The 24,819-nt window shown below is 41.9% G+C and carries 23 protein-coding genes; 21 read left to right on the plus strand and 2 right to left on the minus strand.

Going from position 1 to position 24,819, the window contains the following annotated elements; all coding sequences use genetic code 11:
* Positions 1-7 precede the first annotated feature (7 nt).
* From rnmV to spoVT, 16 genes are all read left to right on the plus strand, one after another.
* Complete coding sequence (gene rnmV / locus ACFVSW_RS25035) at positions 8-565, plus strand: ribonuclease M5 (RefSeq protein WP_387319326.1); 558 nt, start codon at positions 8-10, stop codon at positions 563-565.
* Positions 562-1,440 carry a 16S rRNA (adenine(1518)-N(6)/adenine(1519)-N(6))-dimethyltransferase RsmA gene (gene rsmA / locus ACFVSW_RS25040; RefSeq protein ID WP_387319327.1) on the plus strand — a complete coding sequence of 293 codons (879 nt, stop codon included), beginning with the start codon at positions 562-564 and terminating at the stop codon, positions 1,438-1,440. The genes rnmV and rsmA overlap by 4 nt, the downstream gene beginning before the upstream one ends.
* Before the next feature lie 503 nt (positions 1,441-1,943).
* Entirely contained in the window at positions 1,944-2,867 is a 924-nt protein-coding gene (yabG, locus tag ACFVSW_RS25045) for a sporulation peptidase YabG (protein WP_387319328.1), read from the plus strand.
* A gap of 395 nt (positions 2,868-3,262) precedes the next feature.
* On the plus strand, positions 3,263-3,526 hold the full coding sequence (veg, locus tag ACFVSW_RS25050) for a biofilm formation stimulator Veg (protein ID WP_007084178.1): 264 nt from the start codon (positions 3,263-3,265) through the stop codon (positions 3,524-3,526).
* Between the two features lie 309 nt (positions 3,527-3,835).
* A complete protein-coding gene (locus tag ACFVSW_RS25055) occupies positions 3,836-4,021 on the plus strand; it encodes a small, acid-soluble spore protein, alpha/beta type (RefSeq protein ID WP_387319329.1) in 186 nt (61 codons plus the stop codon).
* 289 nt (positions 4,022-4,310) lie between these two features.
* Positions 4,311-5,180, plus strand: a complete 870-nt coding sequence (gene ispE, locus ACFVSW_RS25060) for a 4-(cytidine 5'-diphospho)-2-C-methyl-D-erythritol kinase (protein WP_387319330.1) — start codon at positions 4,311-4,313, stop codon at positions 5,178-5,180.
* A gap of 55 nt (positions 5,181-5,235) precedes the next feature.
* Positions 5,236-6,063, plus strand: coding sequence for a pur operon repressor (purR, locus tag ACFVSW_RS25065; RefSeq protein WP_387319331.1), 828 nt, complete (start codon positions 5,236-5,238; stop codon positions 6,061-6,063).
* A gap of 1 nt (position 6,064) precedes the next feature.
* Positions 6,065-6,439: a 2-iminobutanoate/2-iminopropanoate deaminase gene (ridA, locus tag ACFVSW_RS25070; RefSeq protein ID WP_387319332.1), complete on the plus strand. Its 375-nt coding sequence runs from the start codon at positions 6,065-6,067 to the stop codon at positions 6,437-6,439.
* A 188-nt stretch (positions 6,440-6,627) separates the two neighbouring features.
* Positions 6,628-6,918 carry a septation regulator SpoVG gene (spoVG, locus tag ACFVSW_RS25075; protein WP_003347151.1) on the plus strand — a complete coding sequence of 97 codons (291 nt, stop codon included), beginning with the start codon at positions 6,628-6,630 and terminating at the stop codon, positions 6,916-6,918.
* A gap of 211 nt (positions 6,919-7,129) precedes the next feature.
* The gene (glmU, locus tag ACFVSW_RS25080; protein WP_387319333.1) at positions 7,130-8,503 is read left to right on the plus strand and encodes a bifunctional UDP-N-acetylglucosamine diphosphorylase/glucosamine-1-phosphate N-acetyltransferase GlmU; all 1,374 of its coding nucleotides are present in this window, start codon (positions 7,130-7,132) and stop codon (positions 8,501-8,503) included.
* Between the two features lie 23 nt (positions 8,504-8,526).
* The gene (locus ACFVSW_RS25085) at positions 8,527-9,483 is read left to right on the plus strand and encodes a ribose-phosphate diphosphokinase (RefSeq protein WP_387319334.1); all 957 of its coding nucleotides are present in this window, start codon (positions 8,527-8,529) and stop codon (positions 9,481-9,483) included.
* 74 nt (positions 9,484-9,557) lie between these two features.
* On the plus strand, positions 9,558-10,190 hold the full coding sequence (locus ACFVSW_RS25090) for a 50S ribosomal protein L25/general stress protein Ctc (RefSeq protein WP_387319335.1): 633 nt from the start codon (positions 9,558-9,560) through the stop codon (positions 10,188-10,190).
* Positions 10,191-10,311: 121 nt separating this feature from the next.
* Complete coding sequence (pth, locus tag ACFVSW_RS25095) at positions 10,312-10,875, plus strand: aminoacyl-tRNA hydrolase (protein ID WP_387319336.1); 564 nt, start codon at positions 10,312-10,314, stop codon at positions 10,873-10,875.
* A 151-nt stretch (positions 10,876-11,026) separates the two neighbouring features.
* Positions 11,027-11,257, plus strand: a complete 231-nt coding sequence (gene fin / locus ACFVSW_RS25100) for an anti-sigma-F factor Fin (protein WP_387319337.1) — start codon at positions 11,027-11,029, stop codon at positions 11,255-11,257.
* A 93-nt stretch (positions 11,258-11,350) separates the two neighbouring features.
* Complete coding sequence (gene mfd, locus ACFVSW_RS25105) at positions 11,351-14,890, plus strand: transcription-repair coupling factor (RefSeq protein ID WP_387319338.1); 3,540 nt, start codon at positions 11,351-11,353, stop codon at positions 14,888-14,890.
* A 187-nt stretch (positions 14,891-15,077) separates the two neighbouring features.
* Entirely contained in the window at positions 15,078-15,614 is a 537-nt protein-coding gene (gene spoVT / locus ACFVSW_RS25110; RefSeq protein WP_387319340.1) for a stage V sporulation protein T, read from the plus strand.
* Between the two features lie 293 nt (positions 15,615-15,907).
* Here spoVT and ACFVSW_RS25115 read toward each other — a convergent pair whose 3' ends face one another.
* Complete coding sequence (locus ACFVSW_RS25115) at positions 15,908-16,765, minus strand: TatD family hydrolase (protein WP_387319364.1); 858 nt, start codon at positions 16,763-16,765, stop codon at positions 15,908-15,910.
* A 17-nt stretch (positions 16,766-16,782) separates the two neighbouring features.
* Positions 16,783-19,866: a GNAT family N-acetyltransferase gene (locus ACFVSW_RS25120; protein ID WP_387319341.1), complete on the minus strand. Its 3,084-nt coding sequence runs from the start codon at positions 19,864-19,866 to the stop codon at positions 16,783-16,785.
* Positions 19,867-20,301: 435 nt separating this feature from the next.
* On the opposite strand from ACFVSW_RS25120, the gene ACFVSW_RS25125 reads away from it, so the two are divergent.
* From ACFVSW_RS25125 to yabQ, 5 genes are all read left to right on the plus strand, one after another.
* Positions 20,302-21,924, plus strand: a complete 1,623-nt coding sequence (locus tag ACFVSW_RS25125; RefSeq protein WP_387319342.1) for a putative polysaccharide biosynthesis protein — start codon at positions 20,302-20,304, stop codon at positions 21,922-21,924.
* A 3-nt stretch (positions 21,925-21,927) separates the two neighbouring features.
* A complete protein-coding gene (yabN, locus tag ACFVSW_RS25130) occupies positions 21,928-23,394 on the plus strand; it encodes a bifunctional methyltransferase/pyrophosphohydrolase YabN (RefSeq protein ID WP_387319343.1) in 1,467 nt (488 codons plus the stop codon).
* 18 nt (positions 23,395-23,412) lie between these two features.
* Positions 23,413-23,679, plus strand: a complete 267-nt coding sequence (locus ACFVSW_RS25135) for an RNA-binding S4 domain-containing protein (RefSeq protein WP_387319344.1) — start codon at positions 23,413-23,415, stop codon at positions 23,677-23,679.
* A 199-nt stretch (positions 23,680-23,878) separates the two neighbouring features.
* A complete protein-coding gene (yabP, locus tag ACFVSW_RS25140) occupies positions 23,879-24,181 on the plus strand; it encodes a sporulation protein YabP (protein WP_387319345.1) in 303 nt (100 codons plus the stop codon).
* A complete protein-coding gene (gene yabQ, locus ACFVSW_RS25145; RefSeq protein WP_387319346.1) occupies positions 24,178-24,810 on the plus strand; it encodes a spore cortex biosynthesis protein YabQ in 633 nt (210 codons plus the stop codon). The genes yabP and yabQ overlap by 4 nt, the downstream gene beginning before the upstream one ends.
* Positions 24,811-24,819 lie beyond the last annotated feature (9 nt).

Genomic DNA, 24,819 nt, shown 5'->3' on the forward strand with positions numbered 1-24,819 from the left:
TTTTAGCATGAAGATTAAAGAAGTTATTGTTGTTGAAGGAAAAGATGATACAACGGCGATCAAAAGAGCTGTTGATGCTGATACCATTGAAACAAACGGGTCTGCAGTAAATGAAGCCACCATTGATAGTGTAAGAAGGGCCCAGGAAACACGCGGTGTAATCATTTTCACAGACCCGGATTATCCTGGCGAAAAAATTAGAAAGACAATTGCAGCTAGTGTTTCAGGCTGTAAACATGCGTTTTTAGCGAAAGAAGAGGCGATTGCTAAAGGCGGTAAAGGCCTCGGTGTTGAACATGCCAGCCCTAAGGCAATCAGAGAGGCCTTGAAGGATGCCCAAATCATGCATGAGTCAATATCAGAAGAAATAACGCAGGAAGATTTACTGAGCGCAGGTCTTATTGGCGGCGAAGGAGCAAAAGACCGAAGAATCATGCTTGGTAAGCTTTTAAAAATTGGCTATACAAATGGAAAACAACTGCATAAGCGCTTAATGATGTTCCAAATTAGCAGACAGGAATTTGCAGAAGCACTAAGCGTTGTACGTCAGGAGGAACAAAAATGAATAAAGATATCGCTACCCCTGTGAGGACAAGAGCAATACTCGAAAAGTACGGTTTTTCTTTTAAGAAAAGCCTTGGTCAAAACTTTTTAATTGATACCAATATCTTAAAAAAAATTGTCAGCTTTGCAGATCTGAATGAAAATTCTGGAGCAATTGAAATTGGTCCGGGGATTGGTGCACTCACCGAACAGCTTGCCCGAACGAGTAAAAAGGTCGTAGCCTTCGAAATTGACCAAAGATTATTACCGATTTTAAAGGACACCCTTTCACCGTATCCAAATGTGAACATCATTCATAAGGATGTATTAGAAGCGGATGTCCAGGCTGTATTTGCTGAAGAATTTAGCGGGATTGAGGATGTTATGGTAGTAGCCAATTTACCTTACTACGTGACGACGCCCATCATTATGAAGCTTTTGGAGGACAAGCTGCCCATTAGAGGGATTGTTTGTATGCTTCAAAAAGAGGTAGCTGACCGCATATCGGCTCGGCCAGGAACGAAGGAATACGGCTCGCTTTCAATTGCGATCCAATATTACACAGAAGCAGAGACGGTCATGATTGTCCCGAAAACAGTATTTGTCCCACAGCCGAATGTCGATTCTGCGGTAATTAGACTAACAAAACGGGAGAAGCCTGCTGTGACTGTAAAAGATGAGGATTTCTTCTTTCAAATTACAAGATCTTGCTTTGCTCAAAGGAGAAAAACACTGCTCAACAATCTAACAAGCCAACTGCCTGATGGGAAACAAAAGAAGGAGTCTATCCTCGCTGCACTGAATGTGTGTGGGATTGAACCATCAAGAAGAGGCGAGACCCTTTCCTTAGAGGAATTTGGCCGATTAAGTGATGAACTATACCCTTATTTTCATTAGACCCATTTCGATTAATAATTACTTGCGATATTGCCTTAAAAAGCTTGGAGGAACTTATCTTCAAGCTTTTTTGTCTTAAAAATCTCCATGAGGACAAAAATCGGGGTTACCAAGTCAAACCTGTCATCATGACTGTCTCATGAGGACAAAAATTGAGGTTACCAACCCAAACCTGTCCTCATGACCGTCTCATGAGGACAAAAATCGGGGTTACCAAGCCAAACCTGTCCTCATGACCGCCCAATGAGGACAAAAACTGGGGTTACCAAGCCAAACCTGTCCTCATGACCGCCCAATGAGGACAAAAATCGGGGTTACCAAGTCAAACCTGTCCTCATGACCGCCCCATGAGGACAAAAATCGAGGTTACCAAGCCAAACCTGTCCTCATGACCGTCTCATGAGGACAAAAACAAGGGTATTAAACTGCTTTTATAAACACTAAATCCAGATTTTTTTTCACGTGGACATCGTTGTTTGCATAGCCTATGAGAGAAACCCTATATGAAAGGCCTTTTTGCTGGTCTTATTGGAGTGACGGCGGTGGATATAAACATAAATGATATTGTCGGTAGAAAATCATATAGCTGTGATATTCTATTTCGTGTTATTGATATACGCATAATCAACGGCCAGAAATTTGCCATCCTTTATGGTGAGGATTTCCGCCTGGCAGCAGATGCCCCTTACGCTGATTTGGTAATCGTTAATCAAAATGAAAGGGTGAAGCTGAGACAGGAATACAGGACGCTTGAGGAACAGTCGTTAAGGCTTTTCACCCAGGATGTTGATTTATTGAAATCCAGGCAGGAATATGATGCTACGAACGGCTATGCAAACCCAAGGAGTTATTTCCAAATCCCGGGAAGGGTTCTCCATTTGGACGGGGATCCAGCTTATTTGAAAAAATGTATGGCATTATATGAGAAAATTGGCGTACCTGTTTTGGGCATCCATTGTAATGAAAAGGAAATGGCTGACAAGATTGGTGGATTGATGGATCAATATCGCCCGGACATTCTCGTCATTACAGGACATGATGCCTATTCAAAGGCGAAGGGAAAGATGACGGATATTAACGCCTATCGCCATTCGAAACATTTCGTGCAGACGGTCAATGAGGCACGAAAAAAGGTCCCTCATTTAGATCAACTGGTCATCTTTGCAGGCGCCTGCCAATCCCATTTTGAATCGCTTATTCACGCAGGTGCAAACTTTGCCAGCTCACCATCAAGAATTAATATTCATGCACTTGACCCAGTCTATATCGTCGCAAAAATAAGCTTTACCCCGTTTATGGAAAGAATTAACGTTTGGGATGTCTTGCGGAATACATTAACGGGAGATAAGGGGCTCGGCGGGCTGGAAACAAAAGGTGTATTACGCACCGGGATGCCCTACCGGCCGATTCAGGAAATGGAGGAATAAGCCTTTAAGTTTGAGGGCTTATTTCTTTTGGGAAAAGGGGCGGAGCGCCGCAGAAATGAATCGGAATATCCAACTTAAGTGGGTATTATGGGTTTATTGCTTGGAATTGGGCGAATCTAGCTCTACTCACACCGCCCTTATTGACAAGGATGGTTCTCTCAACATTCTCCCGTAAAAATGCTGGCTTGTAGCACTATATACATTTTCATGGAAAGGAATTGTCAATGTCGGATACATAATCCATTTTAAATAAGGCAACAATAGAAATGTTGAAAATTAGTAGAAAAAGTAGAATAAAAAATGTTGACAATCTTTTTGTGGTACTGATATAATTTATGTTTTTGTTTGACAGAACTATGTCAGTGTGTTATACTTTACATAGTGAGGTGGACCGAATGCCAAAAACCTTAGCCGATATCAAAAAGGCTCTTGACACGAATTTAGGGAAAAGATTATTGCTAAAAGCAAACGGGGGTCGAAGGAAAACAATCGAACGTTCCGGTGTTTTAGCAGAAACTTACCCATCTGTATTTGTTATTGAATTAGATCAAGACGAAAATTCATTCGAGCGTGTTTCTTACAGCTATGCGGATGTATTAACGGAAACAGTGCAAATTACCTTCTACGATGATGCAGCAGGACATGTAGCTTTAAGCTAGTATATAAGCAATGACTGGCAGTAAACATAACGTTTACTGCCTTTTGCTATTCTTTAGGCTGTGTTAAAGCACAATGTTGATTGGAGTGGAAGGCGCGAGACTCCTGCGGGAGCAGCGGGACAGGTGAGACCCCGCAGGCGCTTTAGCGCCGAGGAGGCTCACCGCCCGCCCCGCGAACCGCTCGCGCCTGGAACGGAAATCAACATTCACTTTTAACACAGCTATTCTTTAAAAGACCTTTTATTGGAATGATGAAAATTCCCCTTTATCTCATACTAAGAATGCTGTGGTATGAAAGGGGTTGTTTAGATGGGCAGAAGAAGAGGTATCATGTCTGATCGGTTTAAAGAGGAACTTGCTAAAGAACTTGGTTTCTATGACGTCGTTCAAAAAGAGGGATGGGGCGGTATTCGTGCCAGGGATGCAGGGAATATGGTAAAGCGTGCCATAGAACTTGCGGAAGAACAGCTGACCAATCAGAACCCGAAGTCGTAATTTCTAGAAAAGGCACTTCCGCATTTTATTTAAACAAATCGATGCCACGGCCGGGCCAGAGAGGTTCCATCTCTGGCCTTAAAATTGTTTATTTTTACGGCAATTCGTCCCTTTTGCCTGTGATAAAATAATAAAATTGTTAGGATATATCATATCTGACGTCTTACATGTATCATTTTGTGGTAAAATAGGACAAAATGTGGATTTTCGGGAAGTGAAAAAGCGAAAGCGCCTTGAGGGGCTAGGAGGCTTTCGCTGGGCATGGATATTATAAAAGTAGGTGGACGTAGTGAAGCTTTTAGTCAAGGCACCGGCCAAAATAAATTTGGCATTAGATGTTTTACATAAACGTTCCGATGGCTTCCATGAGGTGGAAATGATTATGACCACGATTGATTTGGCAGACCGGGTTGAACTAACCTTATTAAATCAAGATAAAATACATATTCTCTCCCATAATCGTTACGTACCGGATGATCAGCGAAACTTAGCCTATCAAGCAGCACAGCTATTAAAGACTAGGTTTAATGTAGAAAAGGGCGTAATGATTTCGATTGAAAAAATGATCCCTGTTGCTGCAGGGCTTGCTGGGGGCAGCAGTGATGCTGCTGCCACTTTAAGAGGATTAAATAAGCTTTGGGACCTTGGGTTAACCATAGACGAATTAGCAGAGCTTGGCTCAGAAATCGGTTCGGATGTTTCTTTTTGTGTCTATGGAGGCACAGCCCTGGCAAAGGGGAGAGGGGAAATCATCACGGAGCTGCCTGCACCGCCGACATGCTGGGTAATCCTTGCCAAGCCCTTCATTGGAGTATCGACAGCAGAAGTCTACCGCAGACTTGATATAAATGGTATGGATCATCCGGACATAAAGGAAATGATTGCGGCAATTACCCAACAAAACTATCAAGAGGTTTGCAGAAATCTAGGAAACGTTCTAGAAGATGTCACCCTAAACCTGCATCCGGAAGTTGCGCAAATAAAAGACCAAATGAAGCGTTTTGGAGCAGATGCGGTCTTAATGAGCGGCAGTGGACCAACCGTATTTGGAATTGTCCAGCATGATTCGCGAATGCACCGCATCTATAATGGACTAAGAGGCTTCTGTGATCAAGTATTCGCTGTTCGCTTGCTTGGAGACCGGCACACACTTGATTAAAGACGTATAATGATGCTACTATTGAATGAGAATATTCGGTTTTTGGAGGCAAGAGATGAAATTTCGCCGCAGTGAACGTTTGATTGATATGACGAATTATTTACTGGATCATCCGCGTCAGCTAGTACCGCTTACGGTGTTTGCTGAGCGTTATTCTTCTGCCAAGTCTTCCATCAGCGAAGATTTAGCGATTGTGAAGGAAACTTTTGAAAAAAGGGGAATTGGAACCCTGCAAACCGTCCCAGGGGCTGCTGGCGGTGTCAAATTCTTTGTCAAAGTAAGCCAAGAAAAGGCAGCACCTTTTGTTGATGAATTGTGTGAATTAATTGCCAATCCCGAAAGGCTGTTACCTGGCGGCTATTTATATTTAACCGATATTTTAGGAGACCCTCAGGTAGTGCAAAAGGCCGGGCGCATCATTGCATCCGCATATGCCGAAGCCAAAATTGATGTTGTTATGACTGTTGCAACAAAAGGGATTCCCCTTGCCTATGCTGTCGCAAGTCAACTGAATGTCCCTGTTGTGATTGTCCGGAGGGATAATAAAGTCACCGAGGGACCAACAGTTAGCATTAATTACGTGTCCGGTTCAGCCAAGAGGATTCAAACGATGGTCCTATCAAAAAAGAGCATGAAACAGGATTCCCGTGTTCTGATTGTCGATGATTTCATGAAGGCTGGCGGAACGGTAATGGGGATGATCAGCATGCTGGAAGAATTTAATTCCCATTTGGCTGGTATTGCTGTCCTAGTAGAAGATGAAAAAATCCAGGAACGGTTAGTGGATGAATATTTATCGCTCGTTCAGCTGTCAGACATCGATGTAAAAGAGAAAAAGATTAATGTCCAAGCGGGAAATTATCTCAACATTTGGAGGGATTAATATGAAAGCAATTCAAACGAATCAAGCACCAGCTGCGATTGGTCCTTATTCTCAAGGAATCGTAGTGAATAATCTATTTTATAGCTCTGGACAAATTCCGTTAACAGTTGAAGGAACGATGGTTGCTGGTGATATTAAAGACCAGACCCATCAGGTTTTTCAAAATTTGCAGGCTGTCCTAAGTGAAGCAGGTGCTTCCCTTGAAACAGTTATAAAAGCAACTGTCTTTATCAAAGATATGAATGATTTTGCTGCAGTAAATGAAGTGTACGGTGAATATTTCAATGTCCATAAACCAGCCCGCTCCTGTGTAGAGGTCGCGCGATTGCCGAAAGATGCGTTAGTTGAAATTGAAGTTGTCGCACTCGTAAAGTAAATAGATGTTTATTAACTGAAAAACAAGGACTAATCTACCTAAACTTGTCAGTGAAATGCCGTTTTTTACAAAAGTTCACTAATTTGTCGTAATTTTTCTAAAATATTTTGAATATAAAGAAGGATTCCTGAGTAAAATGTTGAATTTAATTATTTAGCATTTTATCTAACAAAAAAGGGTGTGAGCACATGGAAGTAACTGACGTAAGATTACGCCGGGTTAACACGGATGGAAGAATGAGAGCGATTGCATCTATTACATTAGATAATGAATTTGTTGTCCATGATATTCGTGTTATCGACGGAAACAACGGTTTATTTGTAGCTATGCCAAGTAAACGTACTCCAGATGGAGAATTTCGTGACATTGCGCATCCAATTAATTCAGGAACACGCGGCAAAATCCAAGAAGCTGTTTTGGCTGAATACCATCGTTTAGGTGAATTGGAAGTAGAATTTGAAGAAGCCGGAGCTTCCTGAGGATTTTAACAACTAGGGCCTTTTCTTCTCCAGAAGGCTCTTTTTTATTTTGAAAAAATCTCCACATCGACTCAAGTCTATACCTTCGCTTTTCTCCCCAAAATATACATAATATTATAAAATTAGACAGTTATTGTTCATTCCTTGAAATGAGAGGCCATTTACGTTAATATTTTTAATGGATAAAAAGGTGAAATTGGAGGACTAGAACATGCCCAATCGTTATGCTGTGATTTTGGCCGCGGGGCAAGGAACGCGGATGAAATCTAAGCTATATAAAGTACTGCACCCAGTATGCGGCAAACCAATGGTTCAACATGTTGTTGATCAAATTACAAAGCTAAATATACAAGAAATGGTGACTATTATTGGTCATGGAGCAGAGATGGTTCAATCCCAATTAGGTGCCAGCAGTCAATATGCTTTGCAGGATACTCAGCTGGGAACAGCCCATGCAGTCATGCAGGCAGAGAATATGCTCGCAACTAAAGAAGGTGTTACCATTGTCGTCTGCGGTGATACCCCATTAATTACAGCGGAAACGATGGAAGCCCTTTTTACACATCACGAAGAATTAAAGGCAAAGGCTACCATACTCACTGCAAAAATCACTGACCCAACAGGCTACGGGCGAATTATTCGCAATGAAAACGGCCTTGTTGAAAAAATTGTTGAGCATAAGGACGCAACAGATGCTGAACGGAAGATAAATGAAATCAATACAGGAACTTATTGTTTTGATAATCAGGCTTTATTTGAGGCGTTAAGAAATGTTTCTAATGACAACGTTCAAGGTGAATACTATTTACCAGATGTTATTGAAATTCTTAAAAACCAGGGTGAAGTTGTTACAGCCTATATAACAAATGAATTTGCAGAAACGATAGGTGTTAATGATCGGGTTGCATTGGCGGAAGCAGAACGGATTATGCAGAGCCGGACGAATGAAGCCCATATGCGTAATGGGGTAACAATTATTGACCCGCAGAACACCTATATCGAAACAGATGTCGAAATTGGCCAGGATACTGTTATTTATCCAGGAACGATGATAAAAGGAAAAACAAAGATCGGTTCCGACTGTCAAATTGGTCCCAACTCAGAAATTGATTCCTGTGAAATTGGCAATGAAACTGTTGTCCGGCAATCGGCAGTCCATAAAAGCTTAATTGGCGCCCATGTCAACATCGGGCCATTCGCCCATATCAGACCGGATTCAACCATTCATGATGAGGTGAAAATTGGTAACTTCGTCGAAATTAAGAAGGCTGTCTTCGGAACTGGGAGCAAAGCCTCACATCTAAGTTATATTGGTGACGCGGAGGTTGGCAGTAATGTCAACATCGGCTGCGGTTCCATTACAGTGAATTACGACGGTAAGAATAAATTTTTAACTAAAATTGAAGATGATGTCTTTATCGGCTGTAACTCCAATCTAGTTGCCCCTGTTACAATTGGAAAGGGATCATATGTGGCTGCTGGTTCCACAATTACAAAGAATGTACCAAGTGAAGCTTTGTCGATTGCCCGTGCACAGCAAGTCAATAAGGAAAATTACGTTCAAAAGCTTAATTTAAAGAAATAAGCAAAAATAATTGGAGGGCACAAATGTCTAATCAATATTTAGATCCGAACTTAAAGGTATTCAGTTTAAATTCAAATATTCCGCTTGCACAAGAAATTGCCAAGGTTATCGGCGTGGAACTTGGAAAATGTTCCGTCTCAAAGTTTAGTGATGGAGAAATCCAAATTAATATTGAAGAAAGTATCCGCGGCTGTGACGTGTATGTGATTCAATCAACTAGCTTACCTGTAAATGACAATATTATGGAATTGTTAATCATGATTGATGCCTTAAAAAGAGCATCTGCGAAAACAATTAACATTGTCATGCCTTACTATGGCTATGCCCGTCAGGACCGTAAGGCACGTGCTCGTGAACCGATTACCGCTAAATTGGTGGCAAATCTGCTTGAGACTGCCGGAGCAACAAGGGTGATCTGTCTTGATTTACATGCGCCGCAAATTCAAGGTTTCTTTGATATTCCAATTGACCACCTAATGGGTGTGCCGATTTTGTCAGAATACTTTAAGAACAAGGAATTGAATGGTGATATTGTAATTGTTTCCCCAGATCATGGCGGTGTAACAAGAGCAAGGAAAATGGCAGAACGCTTAAAAGCACCAATTGCGATTATTGACAAACGCCGTCCAAGACCGAATGTGGCGGAAGTCATGAACATCGTCGGTAACATTGAAGGAAAAGTAGCAATCCTGATTGATGATATTATCGATACGGCAGGAACGATTACACTTGCAGCCAATGCCTTAGTAGAAAATGGGGCGGCAGAAGTATATGCTTGCTGTACACATCCAGTATTATCAGGTCCAGCGATTGAAAGAATTGAAAACTCAAAAATAAAAGAATTAGTCGTTACGAACTCTATTCAACTTCCGGAAGAGAAAAAGACTGATAAAATTATTCATCTATCGGTTGCACCGTTAATTGGCGAAGCGATTATCCGCGTCCACGAAGAGCAATCAGTAAGTACGCTTTTTGATTAAATAATGTTTAGTTCCTCCTCTTTTAGGGTATTTCTATATAGATAGTTGTATCTAAAATAGGAAGGTGACAAACAATGAGTACAGTCTTACAAGCGAATGAACGGAAAGAGTTACGCCGCTCAGCATTGCGGAAAATTAGAGATAATGGCAATATTCCTGCAATCATTTACGGTTCGAAAGTAGAAAGCAAACCGGTATATATCAGCTCAGCTGATTTAACCAAAACGATGCGCACAGTCGGCAGAAATGGAGTTATTTCCCTTGATATCAATGGCAGTAAACAGGATGTCATTTTAACCGAATATCAAGAGAACTTTATAAAAAATGAAATCATCCATGTTGATTTTCTTGCCGTTGATAAGTCATCAAAAATTACAGTGAATGTAAGGGTTGTCCTCACGGGTGAGGCAGCAGGAGTAAAGGATGGCGGGGTCCTGCAGCAGCCATTCCATGAGCTATCGGTTACGACTACACCAGACAAAATTCCGCAGCAAATTGAAGTGGATGTTACCAGCTTGCAAGTAGGCGACACACTGACAGTTGCTGATATTCCATATCAAGGTACAGAGTTTGAAATCAATCATGATGAAGTCGATGTGGTCGCATCCATTCTGCCTCCAAAGGCAGAAGAAGAAATAAATGCGGGTGAGCAGCAAGAAGAAGGCCACCCTGACAATGAAGAAGGCAGAGAAACAACTCCGGAATAGATAAGCGGACGTAACCTTAAAAAAGGTTACGTCTTTTGTCGCATAATATAGAGTAGGAGAAAAAATGATGTTTCGAAAATTTTTTAAAAGGTTGGCTAAACCGGAGGAGGTAGGGGGCCCGATGAAATTAATCGTTGGTTTAGGTAACCCTGGAAAACAGTATGAACATACAAGGCACAACATTGGCTTTGATGTCATTGATGCCTTATCAAGTCAATTGAATATCCCGCTAACACAATCCAAATTTAAGGGACTGTACGGAACGGGATTACATAAAGGGGAAAAGGTATTACTATTAAAACCGCTAACCTATATGAATTTATCGGGAGAATCGATTCGAGCTGTCATGGATTACTACCAAATAGACATCGAAGACCTGCTTGTTATTTATGATGACCTTGATTTACCAGTTGGGAAAATCAGGCTCCGCCAAAAGGGAAGCCCGGGCGGACACAATGGCATAAAATCAACCGTCGCTCACCTGGGCACGCAGCAATTTAATCGCATTCGGATAGGCATTGACCGCCCTCTGCCAGGGACGATTAGTGTTCCTGATTACGTTCTCGGCCGTTTCCGACCGGATGAGAAGGCGCTTACTGAGGAATCCTTGAAAAAAAGTGCTGACTCTTGCCTTGCATGGCTGGAGAAGCCTTTTCTTCAAGTTATGAATGAATTTAATCAGTAATTTCTTCATGATACAAGTCCTTCTTTCATACAATAAAGCAATCCAATAATTTATTGAATGTTAGTTGATAGAGAAGTACGTATACACGTTGAATAAGTTCCCTCGCTAAAGTTAATACTAATAAGGAATCATAGATTAGGGAGGGACCAGCGTGGCCATCCATTACCATTGCAGGCATTGTGGTACAAAACTAGGGTCTATTGATAGAACTTCCGTCCACTCAGAAACTCTTGGGCTTCATAAACTGACGGACCAAGAAAGACAGGAAATGGTTGCATATGACGTAACCGGCGATATCCATATCACAGCTATATGTGAGGACTGTCAAGAAGCTTTAGAACGGAATCCTGATTACCACCAATACGATTTTCTTATTCACTAATTTTTTGCTTTGGATTTACCTCCAAAGCGTTTTTCTATTTATAATTTTCTACTACCAAAATGATATATTTTTAAAGGAAGGGAGGAGAACCGCTTGAACGGATTAAAGTCCTTATTCCTCCAGCAGGAAGATATCCACTCCGTTATTGCCGGCGTGGAAGAAGGGTTGAAAGAACAGTTGATTGCGGGTTTATCAGGTTCATCTAGAACGGTCATGACCGCTGCTATTTACGAACAAATGGAAAGGCCAATCATCCTGGTAACCCACAATCTTTTACAAGCACAAAAACTCTATGACGATATTGCCAATCTATTAGGGGAGAATGAGGTTTTTCTTTTCCCAGCGAACGAATTAATAGCCGCAGAGCTAAGCGTTGCCAGCCCAGAATTAAAGGCACAAAGAATCGAAGCCTTAAATCACTGGTCGCGGTTTAATCGAGGAGTATTAATTGTCCCTATTGCCGGGTTAAAGAAAATCATACCCCCTAAGGCATTGTGGAAGCAATATCAGCTGTCCATCAAACTAGGGGAAGACATCAATATTGAAAAGTTATTATCAACATTTGTCAAAATGGGTTATGTACGGGCGGAAATGATAACAACCCCGGGGGAATTCAGTGTCAGGGGCGGAATTATTGATATTTACCCGCTTACCGAAGCAAACCCGCTGAGAATCGAATTATTTGACACGGAAGTAGATTCAATTCGTTACTTTTCTCTTGAGGACCAGCGTTCCAAAGAGAAAGTAAGTGAGGTATTGGTTGGTCCGGCAACTGAAATCCTGCTAGAAGACGAGGATTACGGCAGGGTTATTGCTAAGCTTGAAGATGGCTTGGCTAGCAGCCTTAGAAAGCTGAAAGATGACAAGGCAAAAATTCTGCTGACGCAGAATATTAGCCATGAGCTTGAGCAGTTAAAAAACAGACAAAAGCCTGATCAAGTATATAAATACCTATCCTTAGCCTACGACCGGCCTCATAGTTTACTAGACTATCTGCCTAAGAACGGTCTTGTGTTTATTGATGAAATTAGCAGGGTACAAGAGATGAATGATTCCCTTGTAAAAGAGGAAGCAGAATGGTATACCGGTTTACTCGCAGAAGGTGAAATCATTCATGATTTACATATTTCCCATGACTTACCGGCCCTTTTGCAAAAGAAGGAATTCCCGATTCTGTATATGTCCTTGTTTTTGCGTCATGTCGCCAATACAAACCCGCAAAATATTCTCAATATTTCTTGTAAGCAAATGCAGAACTTTCACGGGCAAATGCATGTATTAAAAGCGGAAATCGACAGGTGGAAAAAAGGTAATTATTCTATTTTATTTTTAGGAGCAGATGAAGAGCGGGTTAAAAAGCTCGAGCGTGTCCTTGAGGACTATGAGATTGAGGGCAGTATTATCAAAGAAAATCAGCAAATCTTGCCGGGCAAGGTTCAAATAATGAAGGGCAATCTCCATACAGGCTTTGAACTTTCGATCCAAAAAATTGCGGTTATTACCGAGGAAGAATTATTTAGTAAACGTGTGAAAAAGCCTGCGAGCCGGCAGAAGCTATCAAATGCGGAACGGATTAAAAGTTACTCGGAGCTTAAAATTGGTGATTATGTTGTTCACGTTAATCACGGGATTGGGAAATATTTAGGCATCGAAACACTAGTTATCAATGGAGTCCATAAAGATTATCTTCATATTCGCTATCAAGGGTCAGATAAATTGTATGTTCCCGTTGAACAAATTGACCTTGTTCAAAAATTTGTCGGTTCAGAAGGAAAAGAGCCCAAGGTTTATAAGCTTGGCGGTACCGATTGGAAAAAGGTTAAGAAGAAGGTCGAATCATCAGTTCAAGATATTGCGGACGATTTAATCAAATTGTATGCCGAACGTGAAGCAGCCATTGGCTTTGCTTATTCTCCCGATGGGGATATGCAAAGGGAATTTGAAACATCCTTTGCCTACCAAGAAACAGAAGACCAGCTTCGTTCCATTCACGAAATTAAAAAAGATATGGAACGGCCGCGGCCAATGGACCGCCTGCTCTGTGGCGATGTTGGTTATGGAAAGACGGAGGTTGCGATTCGTGCTGCCTTCAAGGCGATTGCAGACGGCAAGCAAGTTGCACTGCTAGTGCCAACCACCATTTTGGCCCAGCAGCATTTTGAAACGATGCGGGAGAGGTTCCAAGACTATCCGATTAATATTGGTCTGTTAAGCCGTTTCCGTTCAAAGAAACAGCAAACAGAAACAACCAAAGGCTTAAAAGCAGGTACGGTCGATATTGTAGTCGGAACACACCGCTTACTCTCGAAGGACATTGTTTATCGCGATTTAGGATTATTGATTGTCGATGAAGAGCAACGGTTCGGGGTTACCCATAAAGAAAAAATTAAAAAGTTAAAGACAAATGTAGATGTCCTAACCTTAACAGCAACGCCAATCCCAAGAACACTTCATATGTCGATGCTTGGTGTCCGCGATTTATCGGTCATCGAGACACCGCCAGAAAATCGTTTTCCGGTGCAGACATATGTGATGGAATACAATGGATTGTTGGTGAGGGAAGCGATTGAGCGGGAGCTTGCGCGTGACGGACAAGTCTACTTTTTATATAACAGAGTAGAAGATATTGAACGCAAGGCAGAGGAAATTTCCATGCTCGTCCCTGATGCGCGCGTTATCTGCGCCCATGGGCAGATGTCTGAAAATGAATTAGAATCGGTCATGATTAGCTTCCTGGCCGGAGAATTTGATGTTCTCGTGAGCACAACGATTATTGAAACCGGTGTCGATATTCCGAACGTCAATACATTGATTGTCTTTGATGCGGACCGAATGGGACTTTCCCAGCTTTATCAGCTCCGTGGCCGTGTAGGAAGATCAAATCGTGTCGCTTACGCCTATTTCACCTACCGTAAGGACAAAGTGTTAACAGAGGTCGCAGAAAAACGTCTGCAGGCAATTAAAGAGTTTACTGAATTAGGTTCTGGATTTAAAATTGCGATGCGTGATTTGACAATCCGGGGTGCAGGAAACTTATTAGGTGCCCAGCAGCATGGCTATATTGACTCTGTGGGTTTTGACCTTTATTCACAAATGCTGAAGGAAGCAATTGAAGAACGAAAGGGAGACTTGGGAGCTGCTGAAGTGAAAAAGTCAGTTGAAATTGACCTTGAGATTGATGCGTATATTCCTGATACCTATATTAAGGATGGACATCAAAAAATCGAGATGTATAAGCGGTTTAGGGGAGCGGTTTCGCTCGAAGATATCGCCGAGCTGCAGTCAGAAATGCTTGACCGTTTTGGCGAGTATCCAGACGAAGTTTCCTATCTGTTCCAGATTGCCGAAATGAAAGTTTATGCACTAACTAATGGTGTGGAACAAATTAAGCAAGTCAAACAAGAGGTAACTATTCTTGTCAGTGAAGAAGTGACGAAGACAATTGATGGCAGCAAAATCTTCCACCTCGGCAGTCAATTTGGCAGAAATGTAAACCCAGGAATGGAAGGGTCCAGACTCAAAGTCGTGATTAATAATAAGGAGTACCGGACAACACAATGGCTCCATATTGCGCTTGAAATGATTAAAGGAATCCCGCTGGCAAAAAGGGATAAGGAAAATTCGGTGAAATAAAAGAAAAACAGTGTGCTTTCTTCCATTTGTTAGACTATTTACTTTATTTGTGAAAAAATATTCCGAATGTGTATAGAACTTTCCAGTTGAAAGATACTAAGTTCAAAGTTGGTGATGATTTCAATTAAAGGAAAAGAAGTCAACCACCAAGTTGAAAAATCATCAGATGAAAGTGAGGCAACATTGGATGAAAGCAACTGGAATAGTTCGTCGAATTGATGATTTGGGTCGCGTTGTCATTCCCAAAGAAATACGCAGAACCCTGCGTATCCGCGAAGGGGATCCGTTAGAGATTTTTGTTGATCGAGACGGTGAAGTCATTTTAAAGAAGTATTCACCAATCAGCGAATTAAGCGATTTTGCCAAGGAGTATGCAGAAGCACTATTTGACAGCCTCGGAAATCCGGTATTAATTTGTGATCGAGATACGTATATTGCTTTAGCAGGCAGTTCTAAGAAGGATTATTTAAATAAAAATATTAGCGATTTAGTGGAAAAAACAATGGAAGAGCGCAACTCAGTTCTCCATACCCAGCAAGGCGATATTGCCTTAGCTGATGGAAATGAAGAATCAGTTTCTTCCTATACGATTGGTCCAATTATTGCAAATGGAGACCCGATTGGAGCGGTAATTATCTATTCTAAAGAAGGAACCTTAGGTGAAGTTGAACAAAAAGCGGTAGAAACAGCTGCGGGGTTCTTAGCACGACAAATGGAATCCTAACTAAAAAAGACAGCCTAGGCTGTCTTTTTTTGTCGATAGGAAGGGGATCTAGTTCTTTTAAGCCTTTTGATTTTTCCAGTAAATGTCTAATTAGCCAAAACCCCTTGAAAAATAGCCAAACCTCTATAAAAAATAGCCAAAAGATTTTTCCGAAGTTGGATAGGCAATTAAAAACCAAAAAAACGGCCTCTTAAAGGCCGTTTTACAAATTAATTTAGGGAAAAAATCAATTCTCCAAAAAATTCCTTATTCTGAAGTATAACCTCTAATCTCCAGGTCTCACTTTTTGTTACTTATTCTACAAAACGCTTAATTTTCGGAAACAGCTTTACCGCATTATTGAAAAATAAGTCTTCATGCGCCTCTTGCGGAATCAACTCCTGTAACAGCTCAATATAGGGCTGCACTTGAACTAAAGGCCAGTCCGTGCCAAACAGAAACTTTGAATAATCATCGGTAAAGGCCAGCGCATGTTTCAGGTGATTAAAAAAATAAGGTGACTCCAGCTTTTTCTGCAAATCAACCTTTGTACCAACAAGAAGCCCGGACAAGTCCGCATACATATTGCGATTCTTATATAAAACCTCAGCACCATCAAGGACCCACGGGTCGCCAAAGTGCGCCATCATGAAGTTAATCTCGCGATATTTCACCGCCACTTCATCAAGGGTAAGCGGGTGGGCATACTTCAGCAAGCCGCGTTCCGAATACGTATCCCCGGTATGAAACACTACCGGAAGCCCATATTTAATCGCCAGCTCATAAACAGGACTGTAGACCTCATCATAGGCAAAGAACGGATAGTAGCCAAGATATATTTTTATCCCGACGACCTCTGGTTTCTCAAGCAGCGCCTCAAGTGCCGCCAATTCTTGAGCGCCTAATCGATACGGGTTAATTCCAGGACAATAACAGATGTTTGCGGGAAGCTGTGCTTCTAAATCAAGGCCCATTGGTGTTGCCGTCTCATAATCCGGGAAGCCGTCCTCTTTGGTCTCGGTTAACCCCATGGCAATTCCAAGCACAACATTCGCATCGCGATACTCCTGCCATAAACCAGCGGATGAATAATCCAGCTTCGACAGATTCCTGGCAGTCTCCTTAAAGCTTGAAATATTAGAAAAATGCATATGGGCATCAATAATTCGCATCACGCACTCGTCTCCTCTCAGCCGCTAGTACCACAAAAGCGAATATTTTTTAAATCTTGAAGTGCATCTTCAGGAATCTTCTCATCATTAAACAGATAGAAAATCGGTGCAGTCCAATATGTTTCTCCATGTCGTAAATGCAGTTTTGAAAAGACCGTATGATGGGCGACTTCTTTATTTAGGTAAAGGTCTGATTTTCCCGCCTGGTAATCAGAGATGACCTGAAGTTTTTCAGATACAGCTTCATGACCAATGGTAAAGCTTTGTTTCACATCGATTTCCAGTTCACCTTTTCCAAAATACGCTTTCTGACTCGGATGATACTCGATCCAGCTATTTTCCACATTTTTAAAAGCAGCCTGGCAAAACCAACCTTGATTTTTAAAATATTGATTGGTATCCTGCAGAATTTCGGTGGTATGGCACATCACAGGAGCACCCGGCTGCAGTAAATAATATTGGTTGTAGGTAAGCCCTTTAAAGGATTCATGCTGTAAAATTCGAACCTGGAGCTTGATTCCCGTCCAACGATTTCCTTTGTTATCGGTGATAGCAACAAACTCCGCCGACCGTTCCTCTTTTATCAGGGAATTGCCTGACATGTTTAATAAGGCATTGCGAATTCCGCCGGCCCAAGGGTTCCACCACGCTTTAGGCTTAAGTGCAGGAAATGACGTATCGAGCCATTCGTGCCCCTTATAGGTTAACGAATAGAGGGCAGGGAAAAAGTCCGGAGCCGCTTTAATGCTGACCAGCCCATTATCAACCTGATAAACGGGGATTCCATCTTCGACAAATTGCTCGGTTTGAATCACCGTATTGTCTGGGCAAATGATAAGCGAGCGCTTCTCCGATTGTTCTATTTTTAGGTCGGCACTGAGCTTAAGAAGCTGCACCCCTGACCCGCCATCGAAATGCAGCGGAAAAACAGCTTCACTTTGTGCATCTTCTTGGGAAAACTGTTGTTTCTTTACTGCTTCCTGACTTTCAATCTGAACACTAATTTCACCGTCAAGATGGGCAAGCTTCGCATTCTTATAATGAACCGTCGTCTGCCCTTGAACAAACGGATTATGATTCTCTGGGTAAAATTGTGCCGGTTGAGCGGTTGCCGCCTCAACAGCATGAACTTTTTTAAGTGCAAACGTCCGGAAAGCCTCCCAGGTTGGGAATGCCCCCATTGAAAGATAAGTTGGTTGTGTCTTCGCTATCCCATTGGCCGGGATTACCCCAAGTTTGTGTTCAAAGAATAAGAACCAATGTTCAAATTGAACCTTTGTCTTACCGCTCCAGCAAATCCCGCTTGGAAGAGCAGAATCGCGCTTGAAAATCCAATTCTCATCCAGTTTATCACTTTGCCAATACCCAATCATTCCATCCTTCAATTCATTGACCTCAATCATCTGACCATCATAAGGAAAAGTAGAACCGTACATGGTCTGGACGAAATTATGACTGTCATTCAGCCAAATTTCCTGCTTCGTCGCCGTATCGGCAAGATTATGAATTTGATAATGATGCTCCATCAATCCTTCAGCATAAACCCTGGCAATCGAGTACAGCTCCAGCTCCGGAAATGACTGTGAATGATAAACAGCCTTCAGACAAACAGCCCCTTTTTCTTCAAAAAATTCGATGTGATCGGGCCGTTTTTTCGAGAATTCGCTTGAAAAAGGTTTGCCAAGCTTCGGATAGAAAAAGAAAGGTATATCCTCTTCAGCGGACCCGGAGCGTCCCAAATAAAGGCGATTATCAAATTTACTTAAGTACACATGGGCGAGTCCGTTATAGGCATGCCAATAGTCGTCACATTCTCCGGTCAATTTGGCGCTCATCCCGTAAAACGCTAAGCCAATTTTTTTGGAAAAATAAATCGGTTCACCTGATTCCTTTACTGCTTTAATTTGTAATGGCTGCTGATAAAAGCCATATTCTGTTAAGCGGTAAGGAATCGGGAGGAGCTTCCGCTCTTTAGCTCCCAGCTCAATTTGCACCTGCTCATTTGCAAACTCAATAAAGTCTGCCTTCGGTAATATAAACGAGAAGTGCACTTCTTCATTGAAATGATTCTCCAACTCTAAATAGAGCTCTGAGTCGCTCTCAAGAAAGGGCAGATCATTCGGAACTTTCGCCGTTACCTTGGCGGGGTATTTGCTATTAATACCGAGCTTAAAAGTGGCTTCTTTCCCATTGATCGTCACTTTAGCGGCCACGGTTGGGTGGGTGCGCCAAATATTTTGTTCTTCCATAATTTCACCGACAAAGAATCTGCCTTCGACAATCTCTGAATCCATCACTGTCAACTGCTTCGCATAATCAAAGTGGATATTTTGATCATCGAACCCTTCAATCGCAATAGTTAACGGCTCATTCGTTTTGTTTTCTATCTTGAATTGAATCGGGTATTCTGCACCGAAGATCAGGTCCTGCTGTTCTATTGAGGCTGAGATGAAATATTCGTCCGTTTCAATCAATCTTAGGCCACGGCCTTTGCGTTCATATTCCATCCGCAGCCGCTGTCCATCCTTCTCCCACTTGTACTCATAGAAATCAAACCCATTTTCTTTCCTGCCATCGGGCTTCACTTCAATTTCCATTTTTCGGTCTTGGTACCAATCCGCTTTTTCAAAAAAGCCTTGGACTGCCTCTGTGGTGAGTACCGCGGGGATGAAGTTCATCAGATGAACGGTGTCATCGCGGTTTTCCCAGAAGAAGCCGCATTTTTTATACAAGGGAACTGCCTTAATATTGCCGCCCCAAGTATAGAGGTCAAGCCGCGGCCAGCCCAATTCAATGGTTCGTTCGACGGCCTTCAGCACCAGCTGTTTGCCAATCTTTTTCCCTTGGTATTCTTCGCGCACGTTAAGCAAAGGGATGTAGAGCGCACCGCTATCCTCACGGTATTCACTGACACCGCAATATCCGGCGACACACTTTTCATCCATTGCTAAATAAGTATTTAGATTAATTGAATTCTCTTCCTGCTGCCGAATACTCTCAGCGGTCGAAATATCATTGCTGCCGCCCCAGCCTTCACGGCTATGATTCCACATATCGGCGACCTTTTCAGCTAAATCATGACGATATTCTACGATTTTCATTTGTTTGCTCCTCATCCATTGCGTATTTTTTCACTAACCATCCTCGATTACCTCAACGTTTGAAAAATTAGTTAACTGAAAAATGATCATGCTAAAAACCCCCTCTCATAAATTTGAAAAAAATAAAAGACCCTGCAGCTACAAGGTCTTTCGGTCACAAAGCGGCAATTTACCGTTTTGTTAGGAATAGGATGGTAGACTAGTAGGAATGCACAGGTTATTAATCATTAAATTAAGCGCTGACTCGTTAGAAAACATCCTGTACCCCTCCTCGTAAAGGTAATTCTTACCACGAAGATAATTATATAATAAAATATTTAGAAAAGTAAATTAATTAAATTGGCACTCGGTCCGGTTTTCCCGCATTCATTAAAACCCCCACTATGCTATAATTACCTCTAGTTTATTTATTTGAAAAGGGGCGGACCGCCGCAAATGAAATCAATGAATCATTCAACTGCGCTATTTAAAGGCGCGTTTATTTTAACATTCGCCGCACTCCTTACGAAAATATTGAGTGCGTTTTACCGTATTCCTTTCCAAAACATTGTCGGGGATATTGGTTTTTACATATATCAGCAGGTATATCCGTTTTATGGATTGGCGATTGTCCTGTCGACCACGGGCTTCCCGGTGGTAATTTCGAAGCTATATGCGGAACAAAAGGAGAATGGGGATGATGAAAAATCCCGCCTGCTTCTTTTCGTATCCTTCGTTTATTTACAGGTCATCGGCATTGTTTGTTTCCTCATCCTTTATGGTGGAGCCGGACAAATTGCAGCGTGGATGACGGACCCACAATTAGCGATCTTATTAAGGGTTGTCTCGATTGTGTTTTTGATCTTTCCGTTTGTTGCCCTATTAAGAGGGTATTACCAAGCAATTGGCGAAATGGTCCCGACGGCGGTATCGCAAGTCGGGGAACAAACCATCCGTGTTTTGACGATTATTTTTCTAGCTTCGCTTTTCATGGAAAAAGGCTATTCCCTCTATTTTGTAGGCGGTGGGGCGATGGTTGGCTCAATAACCGGGAGTGTGATTGCAAGCCTCATTTTGTTTATGTTTGTCCGGAAACGTAAAGAATGGAAAGTAATCGCTCCTAGCAGGGGGATGTTGCAAAATAACTCGTTGGAAGTGAAACGAATTGTAAAAATGCTCACTTTTCAAGGACTGTTAATATGTTTGAGTGGAATGCTGATGATTTTAATGCAGCTTGCGGATTCGTTAAATTTATACTCCTTACTTGTAGCAAACGGCACGGAACAAGATCTCGCTAAAAGCTTAAAGGGTGTTTTCGACCGCGGTCAGCCATTAATCCAATTAGGGACAGTCGCTGCGGCCTCGATGTCATTAACACTTGTGCCGCTCATAAGCCGCGAGCGATTAGCAGCAAAACCAGATTTCTTACATCATAAAATTCAAGTAGCGATTAAGGTAAGCATCGTGATTGGACTGGGAGCTTCAGCGGGTTTATGGGCGATTATCGATCCCACCAATGTGATGCTGTTTGAAAATACAAATGGTTCAGCAGTATTAGGGGTGCTGGGTTTTGTGATTCTATTTGCCTCGATTATTTCAACGATCATTGCGATTATGCAGGGGCTCGGCAGTCTGCTTTATCCAGCAATAGCCGTGGTAATCACCTTTCCGCTTAAATATCTATTAAATATGGTCTTCATTCCGTTATTTGGAACGATGGGGGCGGCGATATCTTCGCTTTTAGCTTTAGGACTGGTCACAGTTTTTCTATTGCTTAAATTTAAAAAAATAATTGCAATCCCGCTGTTTCCATCACGTTTTTTAAGAATAGTGCTAACAGCGGCCATCACGATGGTTTTGTTTTTAAAAGGCTATTTATTTGTAACGAATCATCTTGTTGCCACGATTGGGTCAGAACGGCTGGGAGCGGCGTTGCAATCGTTAACTGCTGTGTCACTCGGCGGCGTCATCTTTTTAGTAATCATCATCAGGGGGAACGTATTTCTTGAGGAAGAATTGGGGCTTTTCCCATTTGGAAGCAAATTACTTCATTTTCTCCCGCGAAAGGAAAGGAATTAATCAATGGTTAAAAATATTGAAATTGTCGGCTTGGGAGCAGGCGACCTTGAACAGCTCCCGGTTGGTGTTTATAAGAAATTGCTTCAGGCGCCGCAACTGTTTTTAAGAACGAAAGAACATCCAGTCATTCCCGAACTTGAAAAAGAAGGATTATCCTATACCTCTTTTGACAGTGTGTATGAAAAATACGATCAGTTTGAAGCGGTATACGAGGAAATCGCCCGGACATTATTGAAACTAGCCCAAACGGAAGCGGTTATTTATGCTGTTCCCGGACACCCGCTCGTTGCCGAGCGGACGGTGCAGCTTCTTTTGGAATACGGACCAAAGGAAGAAGTGGAAATCATCATTGGCGGCGGGCAGAGCTTTCTTGATGCCCTGTTTGCTTCATTAAAAATTGACCCGGTTGAAGGGTTTCAATTGCTCGATGGCACGGCTCTCGTGTCCTCCCAGCTGCAAATCGACCAGCATATCATTATTAGTCAAGTATACGACCAATTCATTGCCTCGAATGTAAAGCTAACGTTAATGGAGAAATTACCGGATGATTATCAGGTGTATATCGTAACGGCAGCAGGAAGCAAACATGAACTCATCGAAAAATTGCCCTTATATGAATTGGACCGGAATGTCACAATCAATAACCTCACATCGGTCTATGTCCCGCCAGTGACAGAAGAGGAAATTTTATTAAAAAATTTCTCAAAGCTGCGCTCAATCATTGCTGATTTAAGGGGCCCAAATGGCTGCCCGTGGGATAAGGAACAAACCCATGAGTCATTAAAAAGGTACTTAATTGAAGAAACATATGAAGTTATTGACGCGATCGACAGTGAAGATATTGATCACTTAATGGAAGAACTGGGAGATGTCCTGCTTCAGGTGATGCTTCATGCCCAAATTGGCGAGGATGATGGGTATTTTTCCATTGATGATGTCATCGAAGGCTTGTCCGCAAAAATGATTCGCAGGCATCCCCATGTGTTCGGAAATGTTATTGCTGCAAATAGTGAAGAAGTCTTGCAAAATTGGCAGGAGATTAAGAAACAGGAAAAAGGCGAAGCACCATCCACCATCCTTGAAGGGGTCTCAAAGTCGTTACCAAATTTGTTGAGGGCCTATGAATTGCAAAGATCAGCCGCGAAGGTTGGCTTTGATTGGCAGGAGATTGCCCCTGCTTTGGCGAAAGTGAAGGAAGAGCTTGAAGAATTCGTCAATGAATTGGATGGAACGGCGGAAGGCCTTGAGCGCGCAAAAAAGGAATTTGGCGATATATTATTTGCCTTTGTCAATGTGGCCCGATTCTTAAAAATCCATCCCGAAGAAGCGCTTTATGAAACAAATGAAAAGTTTACGCGCCGGTTTCAGTACATCGAGGAAAAAGTAAAGGCAAGCAGCAGGGCGTTTGAGGACTATACCCTTGAAGAGCTCGATCAGTACTGGGACGAAGCAAAACGAAAAGGATTATAGAAAAGAGGGGAAATAATCATGCGTCTAGATAAGTTTTTAAAGGTTTCAAGATTAATTAAGCGGAGAACCTTAGCCAAAGAAGTATCCGATCAAGGCAGAATTGAAATTAATGGGAAAGAGGCAAAAGCCAGTTCAACCGTTAAAGTCGGCGACGAATTAACGATTCGCCTTGGCCAGAGAAGAGTAACGGCAAGAATCGACCGGATTCAAGAAACATCCCGCAAAGACGAAGCGGCGGAGATGTATACGATTTTGAACGAAGAGAGACTTGGCTCAAACGACTAAAGCATGTTGTCTAGCTCCAGCGCCTAGGGGCTCGGGTCATAAGTCAAGCAGTCAAGAAGGTTAAAGAGCAACCTACTCGCCTGCTTGCCTTATGCCTGTCGCCCCTGATCAAGGCGCTTCCGCTTTTCGAAGTTCTAATTCTGCTGTCCTTCACATACATTTTACATAAAGGTTGTACAAATGATTGTGAGGGATGATAATGAGCCAATATTATGAAAGTAATACCACAAAAAGCAGTGTTCCTGATCATGATGTCATGATGAGAGGGAGAAGGCTTCTTGATATTACCGGCGTTAAACAGGTGGAAAGCTTTGATAATGAGGAATTCTTATTGGAAACGGTTATGGGATTTTTAGCAATCAAAGGACAAAACCTGCAGATGAAGAATTTGGATGTCGAAAAGGGGATTGTCTCTATTAAAGGGAAGATTTTTGACCTCGAATACTTGGATGAACAGCACGGGGAGAAAGCTAAAGGTTTCTTTAGCAAGTTATTCCGATGACCCTTTCGACGCAATTTCTCACCATGCTTTCAATGATTGGAATGGGGTCGTTATTTGGCGCCATGTTTGATACGTACCAACGGTTTTTAAATCGGCCAAAACGAAAAACTTGGATTGTCTTCTGTAATGACCTATTATTTTGGATCATTCAAGCATTGCTTATTTTTTACACCTTATTTATTGTTAACAATGGAGAAATAAGATTTTATATCTTTATTGCGCTTATTTGCGGGTTCGCGGCATACCAAGGCCTATTTAAAGGGATTTATCTGCAATTATTGGAGTTTGTAATCAAGACGATCATTGCCGTGACAAAGTTTTTGAAAAAAACCTTTCAACTGCTCATTTATAAACCAATTCTTGGTCTGACCCAACTGGTTATTACCATCATTCTCGTACTTGGCAGGGGTCTTTATGCCCTTGTCAAATTTGTTTTAAAAGTTTTACTATTACTATTAAAAGTAATAGTAGTACCATTGCAAAAAATAGTATTAATTTTTTGGAAACTTTTGCCGAAAGGTCTTAAAAAAGCCGTCGAGAAGTTATATAATAAAACAGCAGGAAATTTTAAGGGAATCAAGAATACTATTATTAAGTGGATTAATAGATGGAAAAAACGAAAAGAGTGAGGAGGTTAA

Source organism: Neobacillus sp. NPDC058068, assembly GCF_042885335.1.
Lineage (GTDB): Bacteria > Bacillota > Bacilli > Bacillales > Cytobacillaceae > Neobacillus.

Bases quoted from the DNA above. Each gene is read 5' to 3' on its own strand.
- rnmV (WP_387319326.1), top strand. From the start codon at position 8: ATGAAGATTAAAGAAGTTATTGTTGTTGAAGGAAAAGATGATACAACG.
- rsmA (WP_387319327.1), top strand. From the start codon at position 562: ATGAATAAAGATATCGCTACCCCTGTGAGGACAAGAGCAATACTCGAA.
- yabG (WP_387319328.1), top strand. From the start codon at position 1,944: ATGAAAGGCCTTTTTGCTGGTCTTATTGGAGTGACGGCGGTGGATATA.
- veg (WP_007084178.1), top strand. From the start codon at position 3,263: ATGCCAAAAACCTTAGCCGATATCAAAAAGGCTCTTGACACGAATTTA.
- ACFVSW_RS25055 (WP_387319329.1), top strand. From the start codon at position 3,836: ATGGGCAGAAGAAGAGGTATCATGTCTGATCGGTTTAAAGAGGAACTT.
- purR (WP_387319331.1), top strand. From the start codon at position 5,236: ATGAAATTTCGCCGCAGTGAACGTTTGATTGATATGACGAATTATTTA.
- ridA (WP_387319332.1), top strand. From the start codon at position 6,065: ATGAAAGCAATTCAAACGAATCAAGCACCAGCTGCGATTGGTCCTTAT.
- spoVG (WP_003347151.1), top strand. From the start codon at position 6,628: ATGGAAGTAACTGACGTAAGATTACGCCGGGTTAACACGGATGGAAGA.
- glmU (WP_387319333.1), top strand. From the start codon at position 7,130: ATGCCCAATCGTTATGCTGTGATTTTGGCCGCGGGGCAAGGAACGCGG.
- ACFVSW_RS25085 (WP_387319334.1), top strand. From the start codon at position 8,527: ATGTCTAATCAATATTTAGATCCGAACTTAAAGGTATTCAGTTTAAAT.
- ACFVSW_RS25090 (WP_387319335.1), top strand. From the start codon at position 9,558: ATGAGTACAGTCTTACAAGCGAATGAACGGAAAGAGTTACGCCGCTCA.
- pth (WP_387319336.1), top strand. From the start codon at position 10,312: ATGAAATTAATCGTTGGTTTAGGTAACCCTGGAAAACAGTATGAACAT.
- spoVT (WP_387319340.1), top strand. From the start codon at position 15,078: ATGAAAGCAACTGGAATAGTTCGTCGAATTGATGATTTGGGTCGCGTT.
- ACFVSW_RS25115 (WP_387319364.1), bottom strand. From the start codon at position 16,765: ATGCGAATTATTGATGCCCATATGCATTTTTCTAATATTTCAAGCTTT.
- ACFVSW_RS25120 (WP_387319341.1), bottom strand. From the start codon at position 19,866: ATGAAAATCGTAGAATATCGTCATGATTTAGCTGAAAAGGTCGCCGAT.
- ACFVSW_RS25125 (WP_387319342.1), top strand. From the start codon at position 20,302: ATGAAATCAATGAATCATTCAACTGCGCTATTTAAAGGCGCGTTTATT.
- yabN (WP_387319343.1), top strand. From the start codon at position 21,928: ATGGTTAAAAATATTGAAATTGTCGGCTTGGGAGCAGGCGACCTTGAA.
- ACFVSW_RS25135 (WP_387319344.1), top strand. From the start codon at position 23,413: ATGCGTCTAGATAAGTTTTTAAAGGTTTCAAGATTAATTAAGCGGAGA.
- yabP (WP_387319345.1), top strand. From the start codon at position 23,879: ATGAGCCAATATTATGAAAGTAATACCACAAAAAGCAGTGTTCCTGAT.
- yabQ (WP_387319346.1), top strand. From the start codon at position 24,178: ATGACCCTTTCGACGCAATTTCTCACCATGCTTTCAATGATTGGAATG.